The following is a 20,002-nucleotide window of genomic DNA, read 5'->3' on the forward strand; positions in this document are numbered from 1 at the left end:
CGGTCGGTGGTTTGAAATTCAGCGGGTCAGGCCAGCGTACAGCAGGGGTAGTTTTTCGGGCAAGCGTTCCACCTTGTCGACCACCACATAGTTGCGAGCCCCGAAGATGCGGCTCACATACTGATCGGCGCGTGGGTCAAGGCTCATGCAGTAGGTGAACACGCCGCTGCGTCCAGCTTCTTCCACCGCCTTCTTGGTGTCGTGGCGCAAATACTGCGGATCGCGCACATCCACATCAGCCGGCTCACCGTCGGTGATCACGAGCAACAGTTTTTTGCTGGATCGCTGCTGCCGCAATGTCACTGTGGCGTGGCGAATGGCCGCCCCCATGCGGGTGGAAAGTTGTCCAGTCATGCCCGCGATGCGCGCCTTGGCAAGATCGTCGTAGGGCTGATCGAAATCCTTGAAGCGCCAATAGTTGACGTCGTGCCGGCCATCGCTGCAAAAACCGTGGATGCCAAACGGATCGCCCACCTTGTTCACAGCGTCGGCCAGCAGTACGCAGGCTTCCCGGGTCAGGTCGAGCACGGTGCGTTCCTGGCCAGCGCCCTTATCGCCGGGCTCTCCAGCACGCACCACATCGTTGGTCGAATGCGAAAGATCCAGCAGCACCAGGACCGATATATCGCGCACCTGGCGCACGCTGCGCATCATGATGCGCGGGTCGGGCTGCTGCCCCACGCGCATTTGGACCAAGGAATCCAGCGCAGCATTGATGTCGATCTCGTCGCCATCTTCGAGCTTGCGCTGGCGCTGCACCCCTTGTGGCTGCATCGCATCAAGCATGACCTTCATGCGCCCGATCAAACGGCGGTGCTCGGTGGTGATGGCATCGACAACGGCCAGATCACCCACTTTGGCGCGGCGCTCCTGCACCGTGACCCAGGCCGGGCGCTCGAGCTGGATCAGATGATCCCACTCCGGGTAGTGGCTGGGTGGCACCATCGGCTCGTGGCCCTCGCTCTGGTTGAACGACACCCCCCGATCTTCGTAGGGGAAAAACTCGGTGCCCATGACCCAGATTTCCTGTGCGTCATCGCCCGCATTCTCCACCTCGATCTCGTTGGCCAGCTCCATCACGTTCACATGCTTGCGCACCTGCTGCTCCGGCTGGTAGCCCGCTGCGGCGGCTTCATCGGCATCGAAACCTTCAAACGCCCAGAAATAGCGGTTGTCATCGCGGTAGGGTGCGGCCTGCAAATCGGTACGCAGCTGAAACGCAGGGCCCTGGCACAAATCGCGATAGCTGTGGGCCAGCGCTACGCCGATGTCCCACGAGACGGTACTTTCAAAAGGCTGGGCCAGGATGCGCGGCAAGCCATCCGCCACGAGTGCACGGCCCTGAGCGATCCACGGGTGCTCATCCCGATGTTTTGGGTCGACCAGCGCGCGGGCAAGCCGGTTCAGATAATCGCCCGCCGTGTTCGCCTCATGACGGTCGATGGTGTGCAGGCTGGCCCAAAGCGCGCGCAAACCCGGGAATCGCGCCACGGCCAGCGCCTCTACGCGTGCATCCTCTATGAGCCCGATCACCGCCATCTGCCAGGGGTTCAGCGATTCGGCCGAAATCGGCTCACGGGTGTAGACCACATGTGCCGCCGCATGCGCAGCGGCGGCGCGGTAGAGTTCGGTGGCATTGACCGTGCCGTTGTTGCCCTCCACGGCATCAAAGGCATCGGGCAAATGGATCAGCCAGTCTTCAATGAAGGGCTTGTGGCCTTCGCGGTTTTCAAAGTCGCCCGCCGTGGGCCGCATGAAAAAGTCTCGTCCCCAGAGCGCGCGCAAATACATGTTGATGCGCCGCTGCACATCGACCAGCAGCGTGCCCTTGCGCTCTTGCTGCAGCATGGCCAGCGATTCTTTGGAGTTCAAGCCGAAGTAGGCGATCTGCTCCTCAAACTGGGTGCGGTGTGCGTGCGCGCCCCAAGTCGCCCAGCGCCGCAAGCCGCCCAGCGTGAGCTGGCCAAACAGCACATCCAGTTTGTCGAGCATCGGCCGCAAACCCCGGGGTGCCTGCGCCACCAGCGTGTTGAGAAACTGCAGGTATTGCAGAAACAGTTCTCCATCGGCCAGGCGACGCGCGGCGGTGGGCGCGGTGCCCAGCACCAGCTCGATCACCGAGCCCGAGGTGCGCGAGGCGAGCGACAGCGCTGTGGTAGCGAGGTCGCCCACCACGTCTTCGCCCACTTCCCTAGCCACGGGCGGTGCCGCTTCGATCCATGCATTCACCAGCCCAGCCCCCCGACCCAGACCACCCAGGGCAGAAGCACCCTTCACGTAGTTGTCAAGCCCGCGTTCAGAAAACACCTTGGTGGCATCGGCCCAGGCGTGCGCCAGCAAGGCGCACGACGCTGGTTCCAGCGTGTCGGTCCATTCGGCATAGTCTTGGAGGTGCACTGACATGCGTTATCCGGTCGTCAAAAGAACGCGGAGACTGCAGCATCCAGGGCGTCGCGCATGTCCGGGTCATCGGTAATGGGTCGAACCAGGGTCACACGGCAAGCGGCCTGCGCCACCACGCCCTGCTGAATCAGGCTGCCAGCGTAAATCAGCATGCGGGTGGAGATACCTTCATCAAGCCCATGACCTTTGAGGTTGCGTGCGCGCTCGGCGATGCTCACCAGCTTGTTCGCCACTTCCGCATCGACGCCGGATTCGTGCGCCACGATCTCGGCTTCCACTGCGTGCTCGGGGTAGTTGAAATCGAGCGCCCCAAAGCGCTGCTTGGTGGACTGCTTCAGGTCTTTCATCAAACTCTGGTAGCCGGGGTTGTAGGAGATGACGATCTGGAAGTCAGCATGGGCGCGCACCAGTTCGCCCTTCTTCTCCAACGGCAGCACGCGCCGGTTGTCGGTCAGCGGGTGGATGACCACCGTGGTGTCCTGGCGCGCCTCGACCACCTCGTCGAGGTAACAAATGGCACCATGGCGCGCAGCCACCGCCAGCGGGCCGTCTTGCCAACGCGTGCCATTGGCATCCAGCAAGAAGCGGCCGACCAGATCGGAAGCCGTCATATCCTCGTTGCAGGCCACGGTAATCAGGGGCTTTTTCAGCCTCCAGGCCATGTGCTCAACGAACCGCGTTTTCCCACACCCGGTCGGGCCCTTGAGCATCATGGGCATGCGCACCGAATAGGCGGCCTCATACAGCTCGACCTCGTCGGCCACCGGGCGGTAGTAGGGTTCTTTGCCGACGCGGTAGGCGTCGAGGTTGTCGCTCATGGTCGTCTCCACACTTGGGTTAGCGGCGCGTTTTCACTTTGCCTGCACCGCGCGAGCCGGGGTGAACGGATCCGTTCATGCCCCCCGCAGCCCTGCAGCCGGCTCCTCCTTGACTTCACTGCGCCGCTCACCCCGACTCACACTCGTAGGTTGCGCTGAGCCAAGGCACGCAGTTAGATCATCTTTCCGGAGCACGTGTCGATCCGAGGGCACCGCGGAACCGGCTTTGCCGGGCTGCCAGTGCCGCCCCCTGGGGGGTGACGCCACAGGCGGCGCGGGGGGCTACACCGTGTTTCCGCGAAAGATCACCATCGAGGTGCCTTGCGACTGGTTGAAGTTGTTGTAACCAATCAGGCGCACGTGGTTCTCCGGGTTGGCCTTGCGGCAGGCCTCGGCTTCGGCCAGCACCTTGTCCACATCGGTTTCACCGAACATGGGCAGCTTCCACATGTACCAGTAAGAGTCGCCCAGGTAACGCGGCTCGGTGTGTTCGATGGCCGGGTTCCAGCCCTTTTTGACCAGGTACTCCACCTGCTTGCGGATCTCTGCTTCGGTCATGGGGGGCAGGTACGAAAAGGTTTCGAACTTGCGGCTGGCGGGGTCTGAGAGACGGGATGTGTAGTCTTGCATTTGGGGGGCCTCTGAATGTTGGAAACGAAGGGGTCGCTCTCTGTCAAGTTCGAGGCAAGAGGCGAAGCAGGGCTGCAGACAGTGCTGAAGGCACGGCAAAGTCCTGCGACAAAGTATTGGCTCGAAATCGACAGAGATTTACTTGTGGGCGACGTCGAGCTTGTCGACGGTGTCGAACTCGAACTTGATCTCTTTCCAGGTCTCCATGGCGATCTTGAGTTCGGGCGAATGTTTGGCGGCATCCATCAATACGGTCTTGCCTTCCTTCTCGACTTCCACGCCCTCGTTGCGCGCCTTGACGCAGGCTTCCACGGCCACGCGGTTGGCGCAGGCGCCCGCCGCATTGCCCCAGGGGTGGCCCAGCGTGCCGCCGCCAAACTGCAGACAGGAGTCGTCACCAAAGATGTTGACCAGCGCGGGCATGTGCCACACGTGAATGCCGCCCGAGGCAACCGGGAAGACGCCGGGCATGGAGCCGAAGTCCTGATCGAAAAAGATGCCTCGTGAACGGTCTTCCTTGATGAAACGTTCGCGCATCAGGTCGATCCAGCCCAGCGTGGCTTCGCGGTCGCCTTCCAGCTTGCCCACCACGGTGCCCGAGTGCAGGTGGTCACCTCCAGAGAGGCGCAGGCATTTGGTCAGCACGCGAAAGTGGATGCCGTGGTGCGGGTTGCGGTCGAGCACGGCGTGCATGGCGCGGTGGATGTGCAGCAGCATGCCGTTGTTGCGGCACCAGTTGGCCAGGCTCGTATTGGCGGTGAAACCACCGGTGAGGAAGTCATGCATGATGATCGGCGCACCCAGTTCCTTGGCGAACTCGGCACGCTTGAACATCTCTTCCACGGTGGGCGAGGTCACATTCAGGTAGTGGCCCTTGCGCTCGCCGGTCTCGCGTTCTGCCTTCTGGCAGCCCTCCACCACGAACTCGAACCGGTCGCGCCAGCGCATGAAGGGCTGGCTGTTGACGTTCTCGTCGTCCTTGGTCAGGTCCAGGCCACCGCGCAGGCACTCATACACCGCGCGGCCGTAGTTCTTGGCGGACAGCCCCAGCTTGGGCTTGATGGTGCAGCCCAGCAGCGGGCGGCCGTATTTGTTGAAGCGGTCGCGCTCCACCTGAATGCCGGCGGGCGGGCCACCGCAGGTTTTCACATATGCGATCGGGAAACGGATGTCTTCCAGGCGCAGGGCGCGCAGCGCCTTGAAACCGAACACGTTGCCGACCAGCGAGGTCAGCACGTTGACGATGGAGCCTTCTTCGAACAAATCAATCGGGTAGGCCACGAAGGCGTAAAAACAGGTGTCGTCGCCGGGCACGTCTTCGATGCGGTAGGCGCGGCCTTTGTAGAAGTCGAGATCGGTCAGCAGGTCGGTCCAGACCGTGGTCCAGGTGCCGGTGGACGATTCGGCGGCCACGGCGGCGGCGACTTCTTCGCGCGACACACCCGCCTGGGGCGTGATTTTGAAACACGCCAGGATGTCGGTGTCCTTGACGGTGTAGTGCGGTTCCCAGTAGGTGCTGCGGTATTCCTTGACACCGGCGTTGTAGGTTTTCGTGGCCATGATTGTTCCTGGTGGATGGGTCTGAATGCTGTGGTGTTGGGCTCCTGCCTCCCCACCAACGGTGATCGGGCTCTGAACTGGCATTCATTGTTGATGGCTTATAGAATAAGTAAAAGTAAAATGTTTAAACGGTTATCTTTTACTTTTATCTATCTATAGATTTTTCTGTTTTTGGAGACCCATGAACCTGCGCCATGCCACCCTGCACCAGCTGCGCATCTTTCACGCCGTGGCCCAGCACAACAGTTTCGCGCGCGCCGCCGAAGCGCTGCACCTCTCGCCACCCACCCTGTCTTTGCAGGTCAAGCAACTCTCGGAAACCATCGGCCAGCCCCTCTTTGAACAGCTGGGCAAAAAGATTTTTCTGACCGCGGCGGGCGCCACACTGGCCCGGGCCTGCGCCGATATCGAAATCCGCATGGAACGGCTCTCGCAAGACCTTTCAGCCCTGCAAGGCGTGGAACGCGGCACCTTCAAGCTCGCCATCCTGACCACGGTCAAATACACCGTGCCCAAGCTGCTGGGCGGCTTCTGCGCGGCCCATCCCGGGATTGAGGTGGCGATGGTGGTGGGCAACCGGGAAAACCTGTTGCAGCGCCTGGCCAACAACCAGGACGATCTCTACATCATGGGCCAGCCGCCCGACCACATGGACCTTGTGAGCGAGCCCTTTGCGGACAACCCCCTGGTGCTGGTGGCGCCGCCCGACCATCCCTTGGCTGGCAAGAAGCGCATTGCCCCCAAGCGCCTCGCCAGCGAGCCCTTCATCATGCGGGAACCGGGTTCGGGCACGCGTCTGACGGCTGAGAGGTTCTTTGCCGAACACGGCATCGCATTAAAGAACCGGCTGGAAGTGGGCAGCAACGAAGCCATCAAGCAGACCGTTGCCGGCGGGCTCGGACTGGCCGTGTTGTCGGCGACCACGGTGGTGTCGGAGCTCGCCCTGGGTGAACTGGTTCAGCTCGACGTTCAAGGCTTCCCCTTGATCCGCCGCTGGCATGTGGTTTACCCGCGCGGCAAACACCTTTCAGCGGCCACGCTGGCCTTCAAACAGTGGTTGTTCGACCACCGTTGAAATGGCACCTGCGGCCCTTCACATGGCAGCCAAAGTTCCGGCGTCGTACCGTTTTTGCATCGTTTCCAGGCTGTGCACCTGGCCCATCTTGCTGGCCATACCCGCTGAGCCAAACGCCTCGTAGCGCGCGACGCAAATCGCCTGCATCGCCTTGGTGGCTTCCTTGTAGAACTTGCGCGGGTCGAAGTTCTTGCGCTCTTCGGCCAGGTGCCGTCGAATTGCGCCAGTGCTGGCCATGCGCAGGTCGGTGTCAATGTTCACCTTGCGCACGCCATTCTTGATGCCTTCCACGATCTCCTCCACAGGCACGCCGTAGGTCACGCCCATATCACCACCGTACTGGTTGATGATGGCCAGCCAGTCTTCCGGCACGCTGCTGGAACCGTGCATCACCAGGTGCACGTTGGGAATGCGCTGGTGGATTTCTTTCACCCGGTCGATGCGCAGCACCTTGCCGCTGGGTTTGCTGCTGAACTTGTAAGCGCCGTGGCTGGTGCCGATGGCAATCGCCAGCGCATCCACCTGGGTTTTGCTCACAAAGTCGGCGGCTTCATCGGGATCGGTCAGCAAAGACGAATGGTCCAACACGCCTTCCGCACCGTGGCCGTCTTCTTCGCCAGCCTTGCCGGTTTCCAGCGAACCCAGGCAGCCGAGCTCACCTTCCACCGACACGCCGCAGGCGTGGGCCAGGTCCACCACCTGGCGGGTGGTGTTGACGTTGTACTCGTAGCTGGACGGCGTCTTGCCATCGGCCAGCAGGCTGCCGTCCATCATCACCGAGCTGAACCCCGACTGGATGGAGCGCGCGCAGATCGCAGGCGCTGCGCCGTGGTCCTGGTGCATGCAGACGGGAATGTGCGGGTACATCTCGATGGCGGCTGAAATCAGGTGGCGCAAAAACGGCTCGCCCGCGTAAGAACGCGCGCCCGCCGAACCTTGCAAGATCACCGGGCTGTTGACCGCATCGGCCGCCTGCATGATGGCCTGCACCTGCTCCATGTTGTTGACGTTGAAGGCGGGCAAGCCATAGCCATGTTCCGCAGCGTGATCGAGCAATTGACGGAGGGTGATGAGTGCCATGGTGTTTCCTTTAACAAATCGAAAAAATGGAAAATCGATACATTTGCGACCCGGCCGACCATGAAGTGCGTCGTGCGCCAGAATGAGGTGGGTCCAGCTTTGCCGGGCTGCTCGCATCGCCCCAGGGGGGGTTGACGCCACAGGCGGCGCAGGGGTACTTTCCGCGCGGCACTCCAGCGCTTCAAACACCGGCAAGCACTTGCCCTCCAGAGCGTTCAGGGCGTTTGTTGTTCACGGTGGCCTGGTTCGAAGCCAGTCAACAGGGAGGTCAACGCCGAAAAATCGGGAATCACGCGGTCCGGCTGGCTGGCCGCTATGGGCTCGCCCATGTTGTAGCCATAGGGCATGGCCCAGACAGCAAGGCCACCGTTGCGCGCAGTGGCGATATCGATGCTGGAGTCGCCCACAAACAACGTTCGATCGCGCGTGGCGCCAAACCGCTTCAGGCTTTCATCAATGCCCATGGGGTTGGGTTTTTTCACGGCAAAGGTATCGCCGCTGATCACCAGATCAAACAGCGGCGCCATCTGGTGCGCATTCAGCACGGTCTCGGTGTAGCGCCCCTCCTTGTTGGTCATCACAACCAGCTTCACCCCTGCGGAACGCAAGGCAACCAGCGCCTCGCGCACGTGGGGGTACAAGTGGCTTCGGGTGCCACAGCGTTTTTGGTAATGGCCACCAAACACCGCCTCCTTCTCGGCGAACCCAGGGTCTCGCCGAACCGTGTCCGCTGGTGTGTGGGTCACAAAGGCCAGCGCCTGGATCAGGAGCTCACGCGTGCCGTGGCCGATCCAGTGATTCACTTGCTGCTGGGTCACTGTTGGCAAACCCAGCTGCTTCAGCGTGTCATTGACCGCGTCGGCGATCTCCGGCGCGGTTTCGATCAGCGTGCCATCCAGATCGAACAGAATCAGGTCATAAGGGAAGCTCATGCCAGTTGGCCTTTCACAGCCTCAACCACCTTCTCGGCGGTGATGCCAAAGTGGACGTAGAGATCCTTGGCCGGTGCCGATTCGCCAAAGCTCGCGATGCCCACCACCGCCCCGGTGCGCCCCACGTACTTGCGCCAGAAATCGGGATGTGCGGCTTCCACCGCCACCGTGGGCAGGTTGATCGGCAAAACGGCTTCCTGCCAGGCACGGGGCTGGCGGTCGAAGACATTGCTACAAGGCATGGAGACCACACGGGTGCGCACACCTTCAGCCGCCAAGGCCTTTTGAGCCGCCAACGCGATTTGAATTTCCGAGCCGGTGGCCACGATGGCAACCTGTGGCCGTTCCATTTCCGAGAGGATGTAGCCGCCCTGGCGAATCTGGGCCGCCGCGATGTGCTCGGTGACGCGGGGCAGGTTCTGGCGCGACAGGCACAAGGCGCTGGGGCCATCGGGGCGTTCAACCGCGCAGACCCATGCCACGGCGGTTTCAAGTCCATCGGCCGGTCGCCACACGTCCAGACCGGGAATGATGCGCAGGCTTGGCACATGCTCGACCGACTGGTGTGTGGGCCCGTCTTCACCGAGGCCAATGGAGTCGTGGGTGAACACATGGATCACGCGTTGTTTCATCAGCGCGGCCATGCGGATCGCATTGCGGCTGTAATCGGAGAACGTGAGGAAGGTGCCGCCGTAAGGGATGTAGCCACCATGCAGCGTGATGCCGTTCATGATCGCGGCCATGCCAAACTCGCGCACACCGTAGCTCAGGTGATTGCCCCAGACATCGCGACCGGCTTTGACGCAGCCCTTGAAGTTGGTGAGGTTGGAGCCGGTCAGGTCGGCGCTGCCGCCGAAAAACTCCGGAATCAGAGGCGCCAGGACATCAAGTGTGTTCTGACTGGCTTTGCGGGTCGCAATGGCGTCGGGTTTACTCGAAATGGCGTGGAAGATGGCAGGCAGCCGGTCTGAAAAATCGGGCGACAAATCACCTGCCATCCGCCGCTCGAACTCGGCCGCATCTTGCGGGTACAAAGCGCGGAAGGCCTCAAAACGCTCGCGCCAGGCCGCCTCGGCCTGGGTACCACGGTCCACGGCATTCCATGCCATGGCCACTTCAGAAGGGATAGCGAACGACTCTGCCGTCCAACCCAGGGCTTCTCGGGTGGCCTGCACTTCGGCCGCGCCCAAGGCGGCACCGTGCACATCGTGCGTACCGGCCTTGTGGGGCGAGCCCATGCCGATCACGGTCTTGCAGCAGATCAAGGTCGGTTTGCCATGGGCCTGTCGACCCTGCTTTATGGCCTCAAGCAGCGCCGCCTCAACCGCGTCGGGATTGTGGCCATCCACATTGGGAATCACGTGCCAGCCGTAGGCCTCGAATCGCTGCGGCGTGTTGTCGGTGAACCAACCTTCCACATGGCCATCGATGGAAATACCGTTGTCGTCATAAAGTGCCACCAACTTGGACAGGCGAAGGGTACCGGCCAGGGAGCAGGCTTCGTGGCTGATGCCCTCCATCAGACATCCATCGCCGAGGAAAGCGTAGGTAAAGTGGTCAACGATGTGGTGTTCATCGCGGTTGAACTCCTGCGCCAGCAACTTCTCAGCCAGCGCCATGCCCACCGCATTGGTAATGCCCTGGCCCAGCGGCCCGGTGGTGGTTTCAACGCCTGGGGTGATGCCCACTTCTGGGTGGCCCGCCGTCTTGCTGTGCAGCTGGCGGAAGTTCTTCAACTCATCCATCGGGAGGTCGTAGCCCGTCAGGTGCAGCAGTGCATAGATCAGCATCGACCCATGCCCATTGGACAGCACAAAGCGGTCCCGGTCAGGCCAGTGGGGGTTGCCCGGGTTGTGCTTCAGGTGGCGGTTCCACAAGACCTCTGCAATGTCTGCCATGCCCATGGGCGCACCGGGATGACCCGACTGGGCTTTCTCAACAGCATCCACCGCCAGCATGCGAATAGCGTTCGCCATCTGGCGGGCAAGTTCAGGGGACGGGTTGTTCATATGAAATCCTCAAGACGAAAAGAATGAAGGTGCGACCCACCCCGAGCCATCGGGGGGGCGCAATACCCAGTACGCCGCGGAACCGGCTTCGCCGGCCGCCTGCGTTGTCCCCAGAGGGGCGCGCGGCGTCAGCCGACGCGGGGGGCGTTCTTCTTCCGCTCCACCATCCGCCAGATGAAGGGTGTGAAAATCAGCTGCATCGCGAGTTCCATCTTGCCGCCCGGCACCACGATGGTGTTGGCGCGACTCATCATGGAGCCATTGATCATGCTCAGCAGGTAGGCGAAGTCGATGCCCTTGGGCTTGGCGAAACGGATCACCACCATGCTCTCGTCGGCGGTTGGCACATCACGCGCCACAAAGGGATTGGAGGTGTCCACAATCGGCACACGCTGGAAGTTCACATGGGTGTACTGAAACTGCGGGGTGATGTAGTGCACGTAGTCGGGCATGCGGCGCAGGATGGTATCGGTCACCGCGTCGGCGCTGTAGCCGCGCATGTTTTTGTCGCGCCAGAGCTTCTGGATCCACTCCAGGTTGATGACCGGCACCACGCCGATCAACAGATCGGGGTACTGCGCGATGTTGTGTTCGTCGGTGACCACGGCGCCATGCAAACCCTCGTAGAAGAGCATGTCTGTTTTCTCTGGCAGCGCCTCCCAGGGCGTGAAGGTGCCGGGGTCCTGTTTGTAGGGCGCAGCTTCTTCGGCGTTGTGGAGATACTTGCGGCTCTTGCCCTCCCCGGTCTCGCTGTAGATCTTGAACAGGCTTTCTATCTCGCCAAAGAGGTTGGCGCTCGCACCAAAGTGGCTGAAATTGTTGTTGCCGGCAGCTTCAGCCTCTGCCGCCCTGGCCTTCATTTCCGTGCGGTCGTAGCGGTGGTAGCTGTCGCCTTCGACGATGGCTGCAGTGACATTCTCGCGCCGGAAGATGTTCTGGAACGTGCGCGTCACAGTAGACGTACCGGCCCCGCTGGAACCGGTGATCGCGATGATGGGGTGGCGTTCAGACATCTGTTTCTCCAATAAGACACAATTGATTCGGTGGCAGGCAATCCCTGCCGAAGGCTTTTCGGAAGCGGCTTCGCTTGGCCACCATGGCCGCTCCCTAGTGGGGGTCACGGGCCCCCAGGGCGCGGCGCGGGGCTGGGTCAATACATGAACAGTGAGCGCTCGGCAAACAGCGGGTTGCTGTCTTTGTAGGTGGCGGGCTCAGCGTGGTAACGCTCAATGCGCTCCACCTCGTTCCTGGAGCCGAATACCAGGCCAATGCGTTGATGCAAGCTGGTGGGTTGCACCGTCAACATGGATTCGCGCCCCGTGCTGGCACGGCCACCCGCCTGCTCGATGATCATGCCCACGGGATTGGCCTCGTAGAGCAGGCGCAAGCGCCCTGGTTTGCTCGCGTCCTTCGTGTCACGCGGGTACATGAACACGCCGCCTCGCATCAGAATGCGGTGGGCTTCGGCCACCATGCTGGCAATCCAGCGCATGTTGAAATCCTTGCCGCGCGGACCGGTCTTGCCCGCGAGACATTCGTCCACATAGCGCTTCACGGGCGCTTCCCAGAAGCGGCTGTTGGAAGCGTTGATGGCGAACTCGCTGGAGTCTTCCGGCACCATCATGTTCGGGTGCGTCAGCATGAACTGTCCCAGGTTGGGATCCAGCGTGAAACCTGCCACACCATTGCCTACCGTGAGCACCAGCATGGTGGTGGGGCCGTACAGCGCATAGCCGGCTGCCATCTGTTGCGTGCCGGGTTGCAAAAAGTCGGCTTCCACCACATCGCGCCCGCTGTCGATCACTTCTTGCGGCGCGCGCAGCACACTGAATATGCTGCCCACGGTGACGTTCACATCGATGTTGCTCGAGCCGTCGAGCGGATCAAACACCAGCAGGTATTTGCCGCGCTGCAAGCTCTTGGGGATCTGGTACGGCTCATCCATTTCCTCAGAGGCCATGCCCGCCAGATGGCCACCCCACTCGGTCATCTCGGTGAAGTAGATGTTGCTGATCACATCCAGACGCTTTTGCTCTTCCCCCTGCACATTGATGCTGGTCGCCACATCCAGCATCTCGCTGCCCGGCATGCCGCTGAGCTCACCAAAGGCGACCGAACGGGCGATCGCTTTGCAGGCCAGCGCCACGTCCAGCAACAAGGCATTGAAGTCACCGCTGGCTGAAGGAAAGCGGCGGCGCTGCTCGATCAGATATTGGGTCAGGGTGAAGCGGCGGCGGGTGGTCATATCGGGCTTTCGGTTTTCAAGAATGAGGTGGCACCGCTCAGCGGACTTCGCCGTTGTGGCGCAATTGCTGGATCACGCTGCGGTATCCGCCATCGCTGTCGGGCGCACCAAACACAGCACTGCCGGCCACCAGGGTGTCGGCGCCAGCCTCAACGATTCGGCCGATGTTGTCGAGCTTCACCCCGCCATCGACTTCGAGCCATATCGGCTGACCGCCTGCCGCCCGGTGGTTGTCAATGCGCTTGCGTGCGGCTTGCAGCTTGGCCAGGGTCGAGGGAATGAACGCCTGCCCGCCAAAACCGGGGTTCACACTCATGAGCAAGATGAGGTCCACCCGCTCCATCACATGGTCCAGCCACTCCAGCGGCGTGGCCGGGTTCAGTGCCACGCCGGCCTTGCAGCCGTGGTCACGGATGAGTTGCAGCGTCCGGTCCACATGCCGGCTGGCTTCGGGGTGAAAGCTGATGAGGTTGGCGCCCGCCTTGGCAAACAAGGGGATCAGGGCATCGACCGGCTCGACCATCAAATGCACGTCGATCGGAATCTGCACATGCGGGCGGATGGCTTCACACACCAAGGGTCCGATGGTGAGGTTGGGCACGTAGTGGTTGTCCATCACATCAAAATGGACCAGGTCGGCGCCAGCGGATTCGATGGCACGCACCTCTTCGCCCAGCCGGGCAAAGTCGGCAGACAGGATGGAGGGTGCCAGGCGGATCATGGGAGTGGCCCTTCAGTGTTGAGCGGCAGCGAACCATTCGCGCAGCTGGTCGAGCTTCACACCCGTGAGGTCGGGGACGACCCGCAATGCGCCACTGAAGTCATGGTGGGCTGTGAAAGCATTGGGGGTGATCACGGTCGCGAGCTGCGCAGCGCATGCCGCCCGAAGGCCATTGAACGAGTCTTCAAAAGCGAGGCACTCCCTTGCCGGCATGGCCATGTCGGCCAGCACCCTGAGGTACACCTGCGGATGAGGCTTCTTGATCGGCACATTGCCCGCATCGGCCACGGCACTGAACAACATCCGCCATTGAGAACCCAGTGCACTGCGCAGCAACGCGGCAACATTCGCCGGTGAGGTGGTGGTGGCAATCCCCAGCTTCAGGCCGGCGGCACGGGCTTCTTCCATCAAGGTCAGCACACCGGGCCGAAAGGCCACAGCGCCGTCCTGAATGGCTGCATCATAGAAAGCGTTTTTCACGTCATGCAACCGGTCGATGGTGGCCTGCACAGCGCCCGCCCCCACCTCGGTCAGCTCGGGGTTGACCAGACGCCAATGGTGCAGCATGCGCTCTTTGCCACCGGAAATCGCCAGCAGCTCGGTGTATTGGGTCAAGGTCCAGTGCCAGCCCATGCCCTCTTGATCGAAAGCCTGGTTGAATGCGCGCCAGTGTGCGGCCTCTGTGTCGGCCAGCGTGCCATCAACATCAAAAATCAGCGCCTTCAACATGCGATTTCCCTTGAACTGCAGCCCGCCAGGATCGGTGGGCTGGAATCACTATAAGGAATCACTTAAATAAGGTAAATTCACAAAATACTCACTTCTAATTAAGGTTTTACTTAATGAAGAACGCCACCTTCCGACAGCTCAGGGTTTTCACCGAGGTCGCCAAACACCTCAGTTTTGCCCGTGCGGCCGAAGTCTTGCACCTCTCGCCACCGGCTGTGACCATGCAGGTCAAGGAACTGGAAGGCCATGTGGGATTGCCCCTGTTTGAACGCAGCGGGCGGCGGGTTGCGCTCACCACGGCGGGCGAATACATGCTGGTCTACGCGCGCAAAGTCATTGCCACGCTGAAGGATGCTGAAGATGCGGCCGCACGCCTGCAGCGGCTGGAAGTGGGCACCTTGACCATCGGCATGGTCAGCACAGCCAAGTACTTCCTGCCCCGCTTGCTCGCCGATTTCCAGCGGGAGCACGAAGGCATTGAAATCCGCCTGGCGGTTGGCAACCGCGAACAGCTGGTCAAGATGCTGCACGGCAACGAGGTCGATATCGCCGTGATGGGACGCCCCCCCACCGAGCTCGCCACCCGGGCCGAGCCTTTCGCGGCCCACCCGCACGTGTTTGTGGCACCGATCGACCACCCACTCCTGAAAGTCGGCCATCCGACCATCGAAGCCCTCAAACCCTATGGATTTATCTTGCGCGAGCGCGGTTCAGGCACCCGGGCGGCGATGGAAAAACTGCTGGAACGGTCGCGCCTGGAGCCCCGTGTGGTCATGGAGATGGGCAGCAACGAAACCATCAAGCAAGCCGTGATGGCGGGCATGGGCATCAGTTTCCTGTCGTTGCACACGATTGGCCTGGAGCTGGAACACGGCCTGATCGCCAAGCTCGATGTAGAAGGCACGCCCATCATTCGCGCCTGGAATGTGGTGCACACCCTGTCCAAACTGTTGTCGCCAGCCGCAGAGGCTTTTCGCTACTTCATGCTGGAGCAAGGTGAACAACATCTGGCCAAGCACTTTGGCCGTTACCAGGCGCTGGACGGGCGAGCTGGCGCACTGTCCTCACCACCCAGCTCATAAAAAAAGGCCGCCCCAAGGGCGGCCTCATGATCACATCCGGCCCGCGAAGGGCTGGCGCATCAGAAACGGTAGTTCAAGCCCACGCTGTAGCCATCGATCTTGGCATCGTCCTTCTTGTGGTAAATCATGTAATCCACATTGAGCGACAAGGCGGGTGTCATCTTGAAACTGCCACCCACACCATACGCCAGGGACCCTTCGCGATCGGATTCGCCATCCAGGGTCAGCTTGGTACTCACATAACCGGCCCGGCCAAACAGCTCAAACACATCGCCCACCGGCATCTTGGGCTTCACGAAAGCACCGATCATGTTGTCGATTTTGAGTCCCAGGCCAGAGCTGGCTCCCGCTACCCGCAGCGTTTCGCTGCCAGCACCGAAGGCCAACATGCCTTCAAACGCCAACATCGGACTGATTTCGTAGCCCACCAGACCACGCACGGCATTGGGCTTGGCGGACAAACCGACGCGGCTCACCGAGTCACTGAAATCGGTGGCCATATAACTCACCTCGCCATACACCGTCTGCGCCTGAGCCGCAGACGCGACCAAAGCCACCACGGCCATCGATGCGCACTTAAAAAACTGCTTCATATATCCCCCTTCAGGTGAGAACCAACCATACAACCAAAATCCTGTACCCGTCCAGACCCATCTCTCAGGAAACGGGTTGAAAACATCTGCACCTCGCGGCTTTTTAAACACCCCCCGTTGGGCACTAACCGGGCAATCGCGCGCCCACATGCACTTCGCCGCGGGCTTCGGCCAGCTCCACCTGGCGCTGGCGTTCGGCCAAGCCAGCCTTTTCCTCGGGTGTGCGCTGGTCCACACAATGCGCGCAGCTCACACCCTTGACGTAAGCCGGCGACGCCTTGTCAGCCTTGCTCAGCGGCCAGCGGCAGGACCGGCACAACTCGAACGGACCTGGCTTCAAACCGTGGCCAACGCTCACCCGCTCATCAAACACGAAACATTCACCCTCCCAGACACTCTCTTCGGGCGGCACTTCTTCAAGATACTTCAAGATGCCACCTTCCAGGTGGTAAACCTCGTCAAACCCACGCATTTTCATCAGGGCGGTCGATTTTTCACAGCGAATGCCGCCCGTGCAGAACATCGCCACCTTGACCTTTTTTCCACCCTCGGCAACCAGACCCGGTTGGGCATCCAGCCACACGGGCAGCTCGGTGAACGTCTTGATCTCTGGATTGATGGCGCCCTTGAAAGTTCCAATCGCCACTTCGTAATCGTTTCGGGTGTCGATCACCACCACATCGGGATCGGCCAACAAAGCGTTCCAGTCTTGCGCTTTGACATACTGCCCTACGGTCTTGTTGGGATCCAGCTCGGGAACCCGCAGCGTCACGATTTCCTTTTTCAGCCTGACCTTCATGCGAAGAAACGGAGGCTTGTGCGACCAGGACTCTTTGTGGGCCAAGTTGCCCAGCCGCGCATCTGCCCGCAAAAAGGCCAGCACAGCGCGCACACCGGCCTCCGGCCCTGCGATCGTGCCGTTGATGCCCTCGCTGGCCAGCAGCAACGTGCCTTTGACCTGATTCGCCTCACAACAGGCGAGCAAGGGATCGTGCATGGCGACAAAGTCGGGCAGGTCTACAAATTTGTACAGGGCGGCAGTGAGGTAGCGGCGATCGGGTTCCATGCCCCGATTATCCTACTGCCCGCAGGGATTCACCATCGCCCGGGAGGCTTTTACACGGACGGCTACAGGGGTTCGAGGCGGTCCAGATCGGGCTTGTGCAGCCATTCAGCGAATTCGTCCGCGAGCTGTCGCGCGGCGGAGGTTGAGCGGGTCCAGACCCGCATGCGGCCAGCCAGGTCTTGCCCGTAGCGGGTGAAATCGGATCGATCGGGCAAACGCCCTTCCGGCAAACGCCGTATCCACTCCAGGTCGGGGGCCAGAACCAACATATGGTCCAGCGCAGAGGTGGCGGCATGGCGCCGTTTCCAGGCCTTGTCCAGCCAACCCGGTACAACCGAGCGCTGAAAATGGGGGTACAGCACCAGCGGCGACGTTGCCGGCAGGCGGTACCTCAGGTGCAGGTGGTAGTCCGTGATGCCCCCATCCCAATAGGCGCCTTTGGGCGCGCCTTCGATGTCGTGGACTGGGCGCAGCACAAATGGAATGGAACAACTGGCCTGCAGGGCATCCATGAAATTGCGCGAAGACAAGCGCACCTGGTGCGACCTGAAATCGTCCGTGTCAAACGGCAACACCGATGGCCCTACCGGCGGGTCGCTGGAAAAGACCACGCGGTCCAGCCAGCCACCCAGCGCCCGGCGGTGCACGGCGTTGGCGGCGAAGGCGCCCACATAGCCCAGAGGGGTTCGCATGCGCCCATCGCGAGCCAGCACACCGCGGCCACGTGAGGTCACGATGTGCAGCCGGTAGCGAGGGTGGTTCAGCACCTGATCCACCCGTCCGCCATAAAAAACCTGCAGGTTGTGGCGGAACTGCCCACTGACCTGTGTTGCGGTCGGTCGTTTTTGGCCTGGCGGCAACTCGAAATGCTGGGCAATGTAGTTCCGCTCCAGCTGCTCAAGCGCCGGCACGTTGTCATCCAGACAAGCCGTGGCCATGCGCCAGGCGCCGATCGACGCACCAATCAGGTGAACCTGCTGCTCAGACCCACGCAGCCACTCACCGAAAACAAAGCGATCGATCGGGCCCAGAATCAGGCCTTTGGGTCCCCCGGCAGCAGCAGGAATAGCCCCCACATGTTGTGGGAGCAGACCTTGTTGCTTGATGTGGTTCAGGGCCGCTGGACCCGCATATAAACGAAGCGCTTGCATGGCTCCGATTGTCGCGCAGGGCCGTGAAGACCGATGCGCCCCTGCTCCAATCGATCAGGCTGGCTCGGTTTCGGCCTCGGCGCTTGCGCTCGTAAGAGCCGGAATTTCTTCGCCGATGAGAATGTCGGGATCGATGCCCAGCGCCACGCCCACCGGATCGGGGTAGGTGTTGATCAGTCCTTCGCTGCCCAACGACAGCTCTTGCGCGCGGGCGCGCCAGGACGCTACGTGGATCACGCCGGCGATCGGCTCGTACACATCGTTGTCAAAAGGCGCTGTCTGGTGCAGGATGGCGTCCACCATTTTCTTGGGAAACTTCCATTCGCGGGCCAAAGCAGCCCCAACATCGGCGTAGCTGTAACCGAACAAGCCTTGCTCAGCCCGCGCCCGCTTGAGGTCCAGCATGGGAATGCTGCGGTCCAGATCCAGCATGGCCTCAGGCATGGCCACATGCATCATCAGCTCACCAATGCCATGCACCAAGCCGGCGGTGAATGCCGTGTTTTCGTCAATCTTGATCGGCAGCGCGATGTAGCGAGAGAGGTTGGCGGCATTCATGCTGTAGCGCCAGAACTGGTTCAGGTTCACACTGCCCACGCGGTGAAAGCCTTCACCCAGCGAGGCACCGATGACCAGCGCACGCACCTTGATCAGGCCCATCACATTGATGGCGTCACGGGCATTGGACACCGAGCGGTGCAATCCAAAAAAAGCCGAATTCGCCATCTTCAGCAACTTGGCAGTGAGCACCGGATCGTCTTCGATCAGCGACGCGACATACATGATGTCCACGTCTTCCTGATTGAAGGTGTCCATCAGTTTCCGAATCACCTTGGGCGCTGAGGGCAACGTGTTGGGCTGCTTGAGGAGTTTGTCGAGGTTCATATGCGCCTGCCGGTGGTGGTGAGGTTGATCGGAGTACCGTTCTTGTGTTCTGTATCGACCAGAAAGGGTGGTACTGGAATGGTTTTTGAGATATTTTTTTGAGTGGGTGCAACGTCAAACGAAGGCGCCCAGCGCCTGGCTGAACGACCACTCTGCAGGGTCTTTGTCCAGCACGCTGTCCAGATCAAGGCCGAGGGTCAGGCCCACCATATCGGGGAAGGTCGCCACCAGGCCCTGCGAGTCCAGCTGCAGTTCTTCTGCCCGGGCACGCCAGGAGGCCAGGTTGATCACGCCCGCCAGCGGGTCGTAGGCCTCCCCTTCGAATGGCGCGTTCTGGTTGCGCAGCGCAGCGACCATTTCGGCCGGGAATTGCCATTTCTCAGCCATGCCCGCGCCCACTTCGGCGTAGCTGTAGCCAAAGATCGACTGTTCAACGTCGGCGCGCTTCAAATCCAGGGGGGGTGTCCCCATATCGATCGGAACCATCTCGTCGGGCATGGCGATGTGCATGACCAGAATGCCGATGGCGTGGATCAGCCCTGCCGTGAAGGCGTTGCCCTGGTTCTGCTGCAAGACACCCGCCAACGAACGGGCGATCTCGGCAGAGCGCAAGCTGTAGCGCCAGAATTGCTTGAGATCGATACCGGGAACGCTCTTGAAGCTGGCGCCCAGCGCCGCGGCCATCACCAGCGACCGCACATGGGTCAGGCCCAGCAAGGCCACCGCTTCATCGGCATTGCCAATTTTTCGGCTCACTCGAAAGAAGGCCGAATTGGACAAACGCAAGACGCGTGTGGTGAGCGCGGGATCGCGACCGATGAGCTCCCCGATCCGCTTGGGACTGGGCTCCTCCCGGTTCATCTCGCTCAGCAGATCGGTCACCGCTCGCGGCATCGCTGGGAGAGCGCGGGGGTAGTTGAGCAGGGCTTCGAGTTCCATGGCTACCAAGGTGTAGATGAAGAAGAAAGTGTGTCGAGATACTCTCTCTATCGTCCAGACCCCCGCCAACTTGAGCCTCAAAAC

At 61.2% G+C, this 20,002-nt stretch carries 18 protein-coding genes; 2 read left to right on the forward strand and 16 right to left on the reverse strand.

The annotated features are described in order from the left end of the window. Positions 1 to 18: 18 nt before the first annotated feature. From E5678_RS10680 to E5678_RS10695, 4 genes are all read right to left on the reverse strand, one after another. The gene (locus E5678_RS10680; RefSeq protein ID WP_136178507.1) at positions 19 to 2,403 is read right to left on the reverse strand and encodes a nitric oxide reductase activation protein NorD; all 2,385 of its coding nucleotides are present in this window, start codon (positions 2,401 to 2,403) and stop codon (positions 19 to 21) included. 14 nt (positions 2,404 to 2,417) lie between these two features. Then, positions 2,418 to 3,221, reverse strand: a complete 804-nt coding sequence (locus E5678_RS10685) for a CbbQ/NirQ/NorQ/GpvN family protein (protein WP_136178508.1) — start codon at positions 3,219 to 3,221, stop codon at positions 2,418 to 2,420. 282 nt (positions 3,222 to 3,503) lie between these two features. Beyond that, the gene (locus E5678_RS10690) at positions 3,504 to 3,851 is read right to left on the reverse strand and encodes a ribulose bisphosphate carboxylase small subunit (RefSeq protein ID WP_136178509.1); all 348 of its coding nucleotides are present in this window, start codon (positions 3,849 to 3,851) and stop codon (positions 3,504 to 3,506) included. 138 nt (positions 3,852 to 3,989) lie between these two features. Beyond that, on the reverse strand, positions 3,990 to 5,411 hold the full coding sequence (locus E5678_RS10695; RefSeq protein WP_136178510.1) for a form I ribulose bisphosphate carboxylase large subunit: 1,422 nt from the start codon (positions 5,409 to 5,411) through the stop codon (positions 3,990 to 3,992). 181 nt (positions 5,412 to 5,592) lie between these two features. On the opposite strand from E5678_RS10695, the gene E5678_RS10700 reads away from it, so the two are divergent. Beyond that, entirely contained in the window at positions 5,593 to 6,486 is an 894-nt protein-coding gene (locus E5678_RS10700; RefSeq protein ID WP_136178511.1) for a LysR family transcriptional regulator, read from the forward strand. An 18-nt stretch (positions 6,487 to 6,504) separates the two neighbouring features. On the opposite strand, the gene fba is transcribed toward E5678_RS10700, so the two are convergent. The 7 genes from fba to E5678_RS10735 form a co-directional block, all read right to left on the reverse strand. Further along, positions 6,505 to 7,566, reverse strand: coding sequence for a class II fructose-bisphosphate aldolase (gene fba / locus E5678_RS10705; protein ID WP_136178512.1), 1,062 nt, complete (start codon positions 7,564 to 7,566; stop codon positions 6,505 to 6,507). Positions 7,567 to 7,781: 215 nt separating this feature from the next. After that, positions 7,782 to 8,498, reverse strand: a complete 717-nt coding sequence (locus tag E5678_RS10710) for an HAD family hydrolase (RefSeq protein ID WP_136178513.1) — start codon at positions 8,496 to 8,498, stop codon at positions 7,782 to 7,784. Then, complete coding sequence (tkt, locus tag E5678_RS10715) at positions 8,495 to 10,507, reverse strand: transketolase (RefSeq protein ID WP_136178514.1); 2,013 nt, start codon at positions 10,505 to 10,507, stop codon at positions 8,495 to 8,497. Before tkt ends, E5678_RS10710 begins: the two co-directional genes overlap by 4 nt. Positions 10,508 to 10,635: 128 nt before the next feature. Then, positions 10,636 to 11,520, reverse strand: coding sequence for a phosphoribulokinase (locus E5678_RS10720; protein WP_136178515.1), 885 nt, complete (start codon positions 11,518 to 11,520; stop codon positions 10,636 to 10,638). Positions 11,521 to 11,657: 137 nt separating this feature from the next. Next, positions 11,658 to 12,752: a class 1 fructose-bisphosphatase gene (locus tag E5678_RS10725; protein WP_136178516.1), complete on the reverse strand. Its 1,095-nt coding sequence runs from the start codon at positions 12,750 to 12,752 to the stop codon at positions 11,658 to 11,660. Between the two features lie 37 nt (positions 12,753 to 12,789). Beyond that, the gene (gene rpe / locus E5678_RS10730) at positions 12,790 to 13,473 is read right to left on the reverse strand and encodes a ribulose-phosphate 3-epimerase (protein ID WP_136178517.1); all 684 of its coding nucleotides are present in this window, start codon (positions 13,471 to 13,473) and stop codon (positions 12,790 to 12,792) included. Positions 13,474 to 13,485: 12 nt separating this feature from the next. After that, entirely contained in the window at positions 13,486 to 14,202 is a 717-nt protein-coding gene (locus E5678_RS10735; RefSeq protein WP_136178518.1) for an HAD-IA family hydrolase, read from the reverse strand. Positions 14,203 to 14,315: 113 nt separating this feature from the next. Between E5678_RS10735 and E5678_RS10740 the strand changes: the two genes are divergently transcribed. Next, positions 14,316 to 15,284: a LysR family transcriptional regulator gene (locus tag E5678_RS10740; protein ID WP_136178519.1), complete on the forward strand. Its 969-nt coding sequence runs from the start codon at positions 14,316 to 14,318 to the stop codon at positions 15,282 to 15,284. 59 nt (positions 15,285 to 15,343) lie between these two features. On the opposite strand, the gene E5678_RS10745 is transcribed toward E5678_RS10740, so the two are convergent. From E5678_RS10745 to E5678_RS10765, 5 genes are all read right to left on the reverse strand, one after another. Continuing rightward, a complete protein-coding gene (locus tag E5678_RS10745) occupies positions 15,344 to 15,877 on the reverse strand; it encodes a porin family protein (protein ID WP_168708541.1) in 534 nt (177 codons plus the stop codon). A 124-nt stretch (positions 15,878 to 16,001) separates the two neighbouring features. Next, entirely contained in the window at positions 16,002 to 16,943 is a 942-nt protein-coding gene (locus E5678_RS10750) for a rhodanese-related sulfurtransferase (RefSeq protein WP_136178521.1), read from the reverse strand. 62 nt (positions 16,944 to 17,005) lie between these two features. After that, complete coding sequence (locus E5678_RS10755; RefSeq protein WP_136178522.1) at positions 17,006 to 18,094, reverse strand: patatin-like phospholipase family protein; 1,089 nt, start codon at positions 18,092 to 18,094, stop codon at positions 17,006 to 17,008. Positions 18,095 to 18,148: 54 nt separating this feature from the next. Next, the gene (locus E5678_RS10760; RefSeq protein ID WP_136178523.1) at positions 18,149 to 18,979 is read right to left on the reverse strand and encodes an HDOD domain-containing protein; all 831 of its coding nucleotides are present in this window, start codon (positions 18,977 to 18,979) and stop codon (positions 18,149 to 18,151) included. Between the two features lie 114 nt (positions 18,980 to 19,093). Then, positions 19,094 to 19,918, reverse strand: coding sequence for an HDOD domain-containing protein (locus E5678_RS10765; RefSeq protein WP_136178524.1), 825 nt, complete (start codon positions 19,916 to 19,918; stop codon positions 19,094 to 19,096). Between the last annotated feature and the right edge of the window lie 84 nt (positions 19,919 to 20,002).

It is taken from the genome of Hydrogenophaga sp. PAMC20947, assembly GCF_004795855.1.
GTDB lineage: Bacteria > Pseudomonadota > Gammaproteobacteria > Burkholderiales > Burkholderiaceae_C > Hydrogenophaga.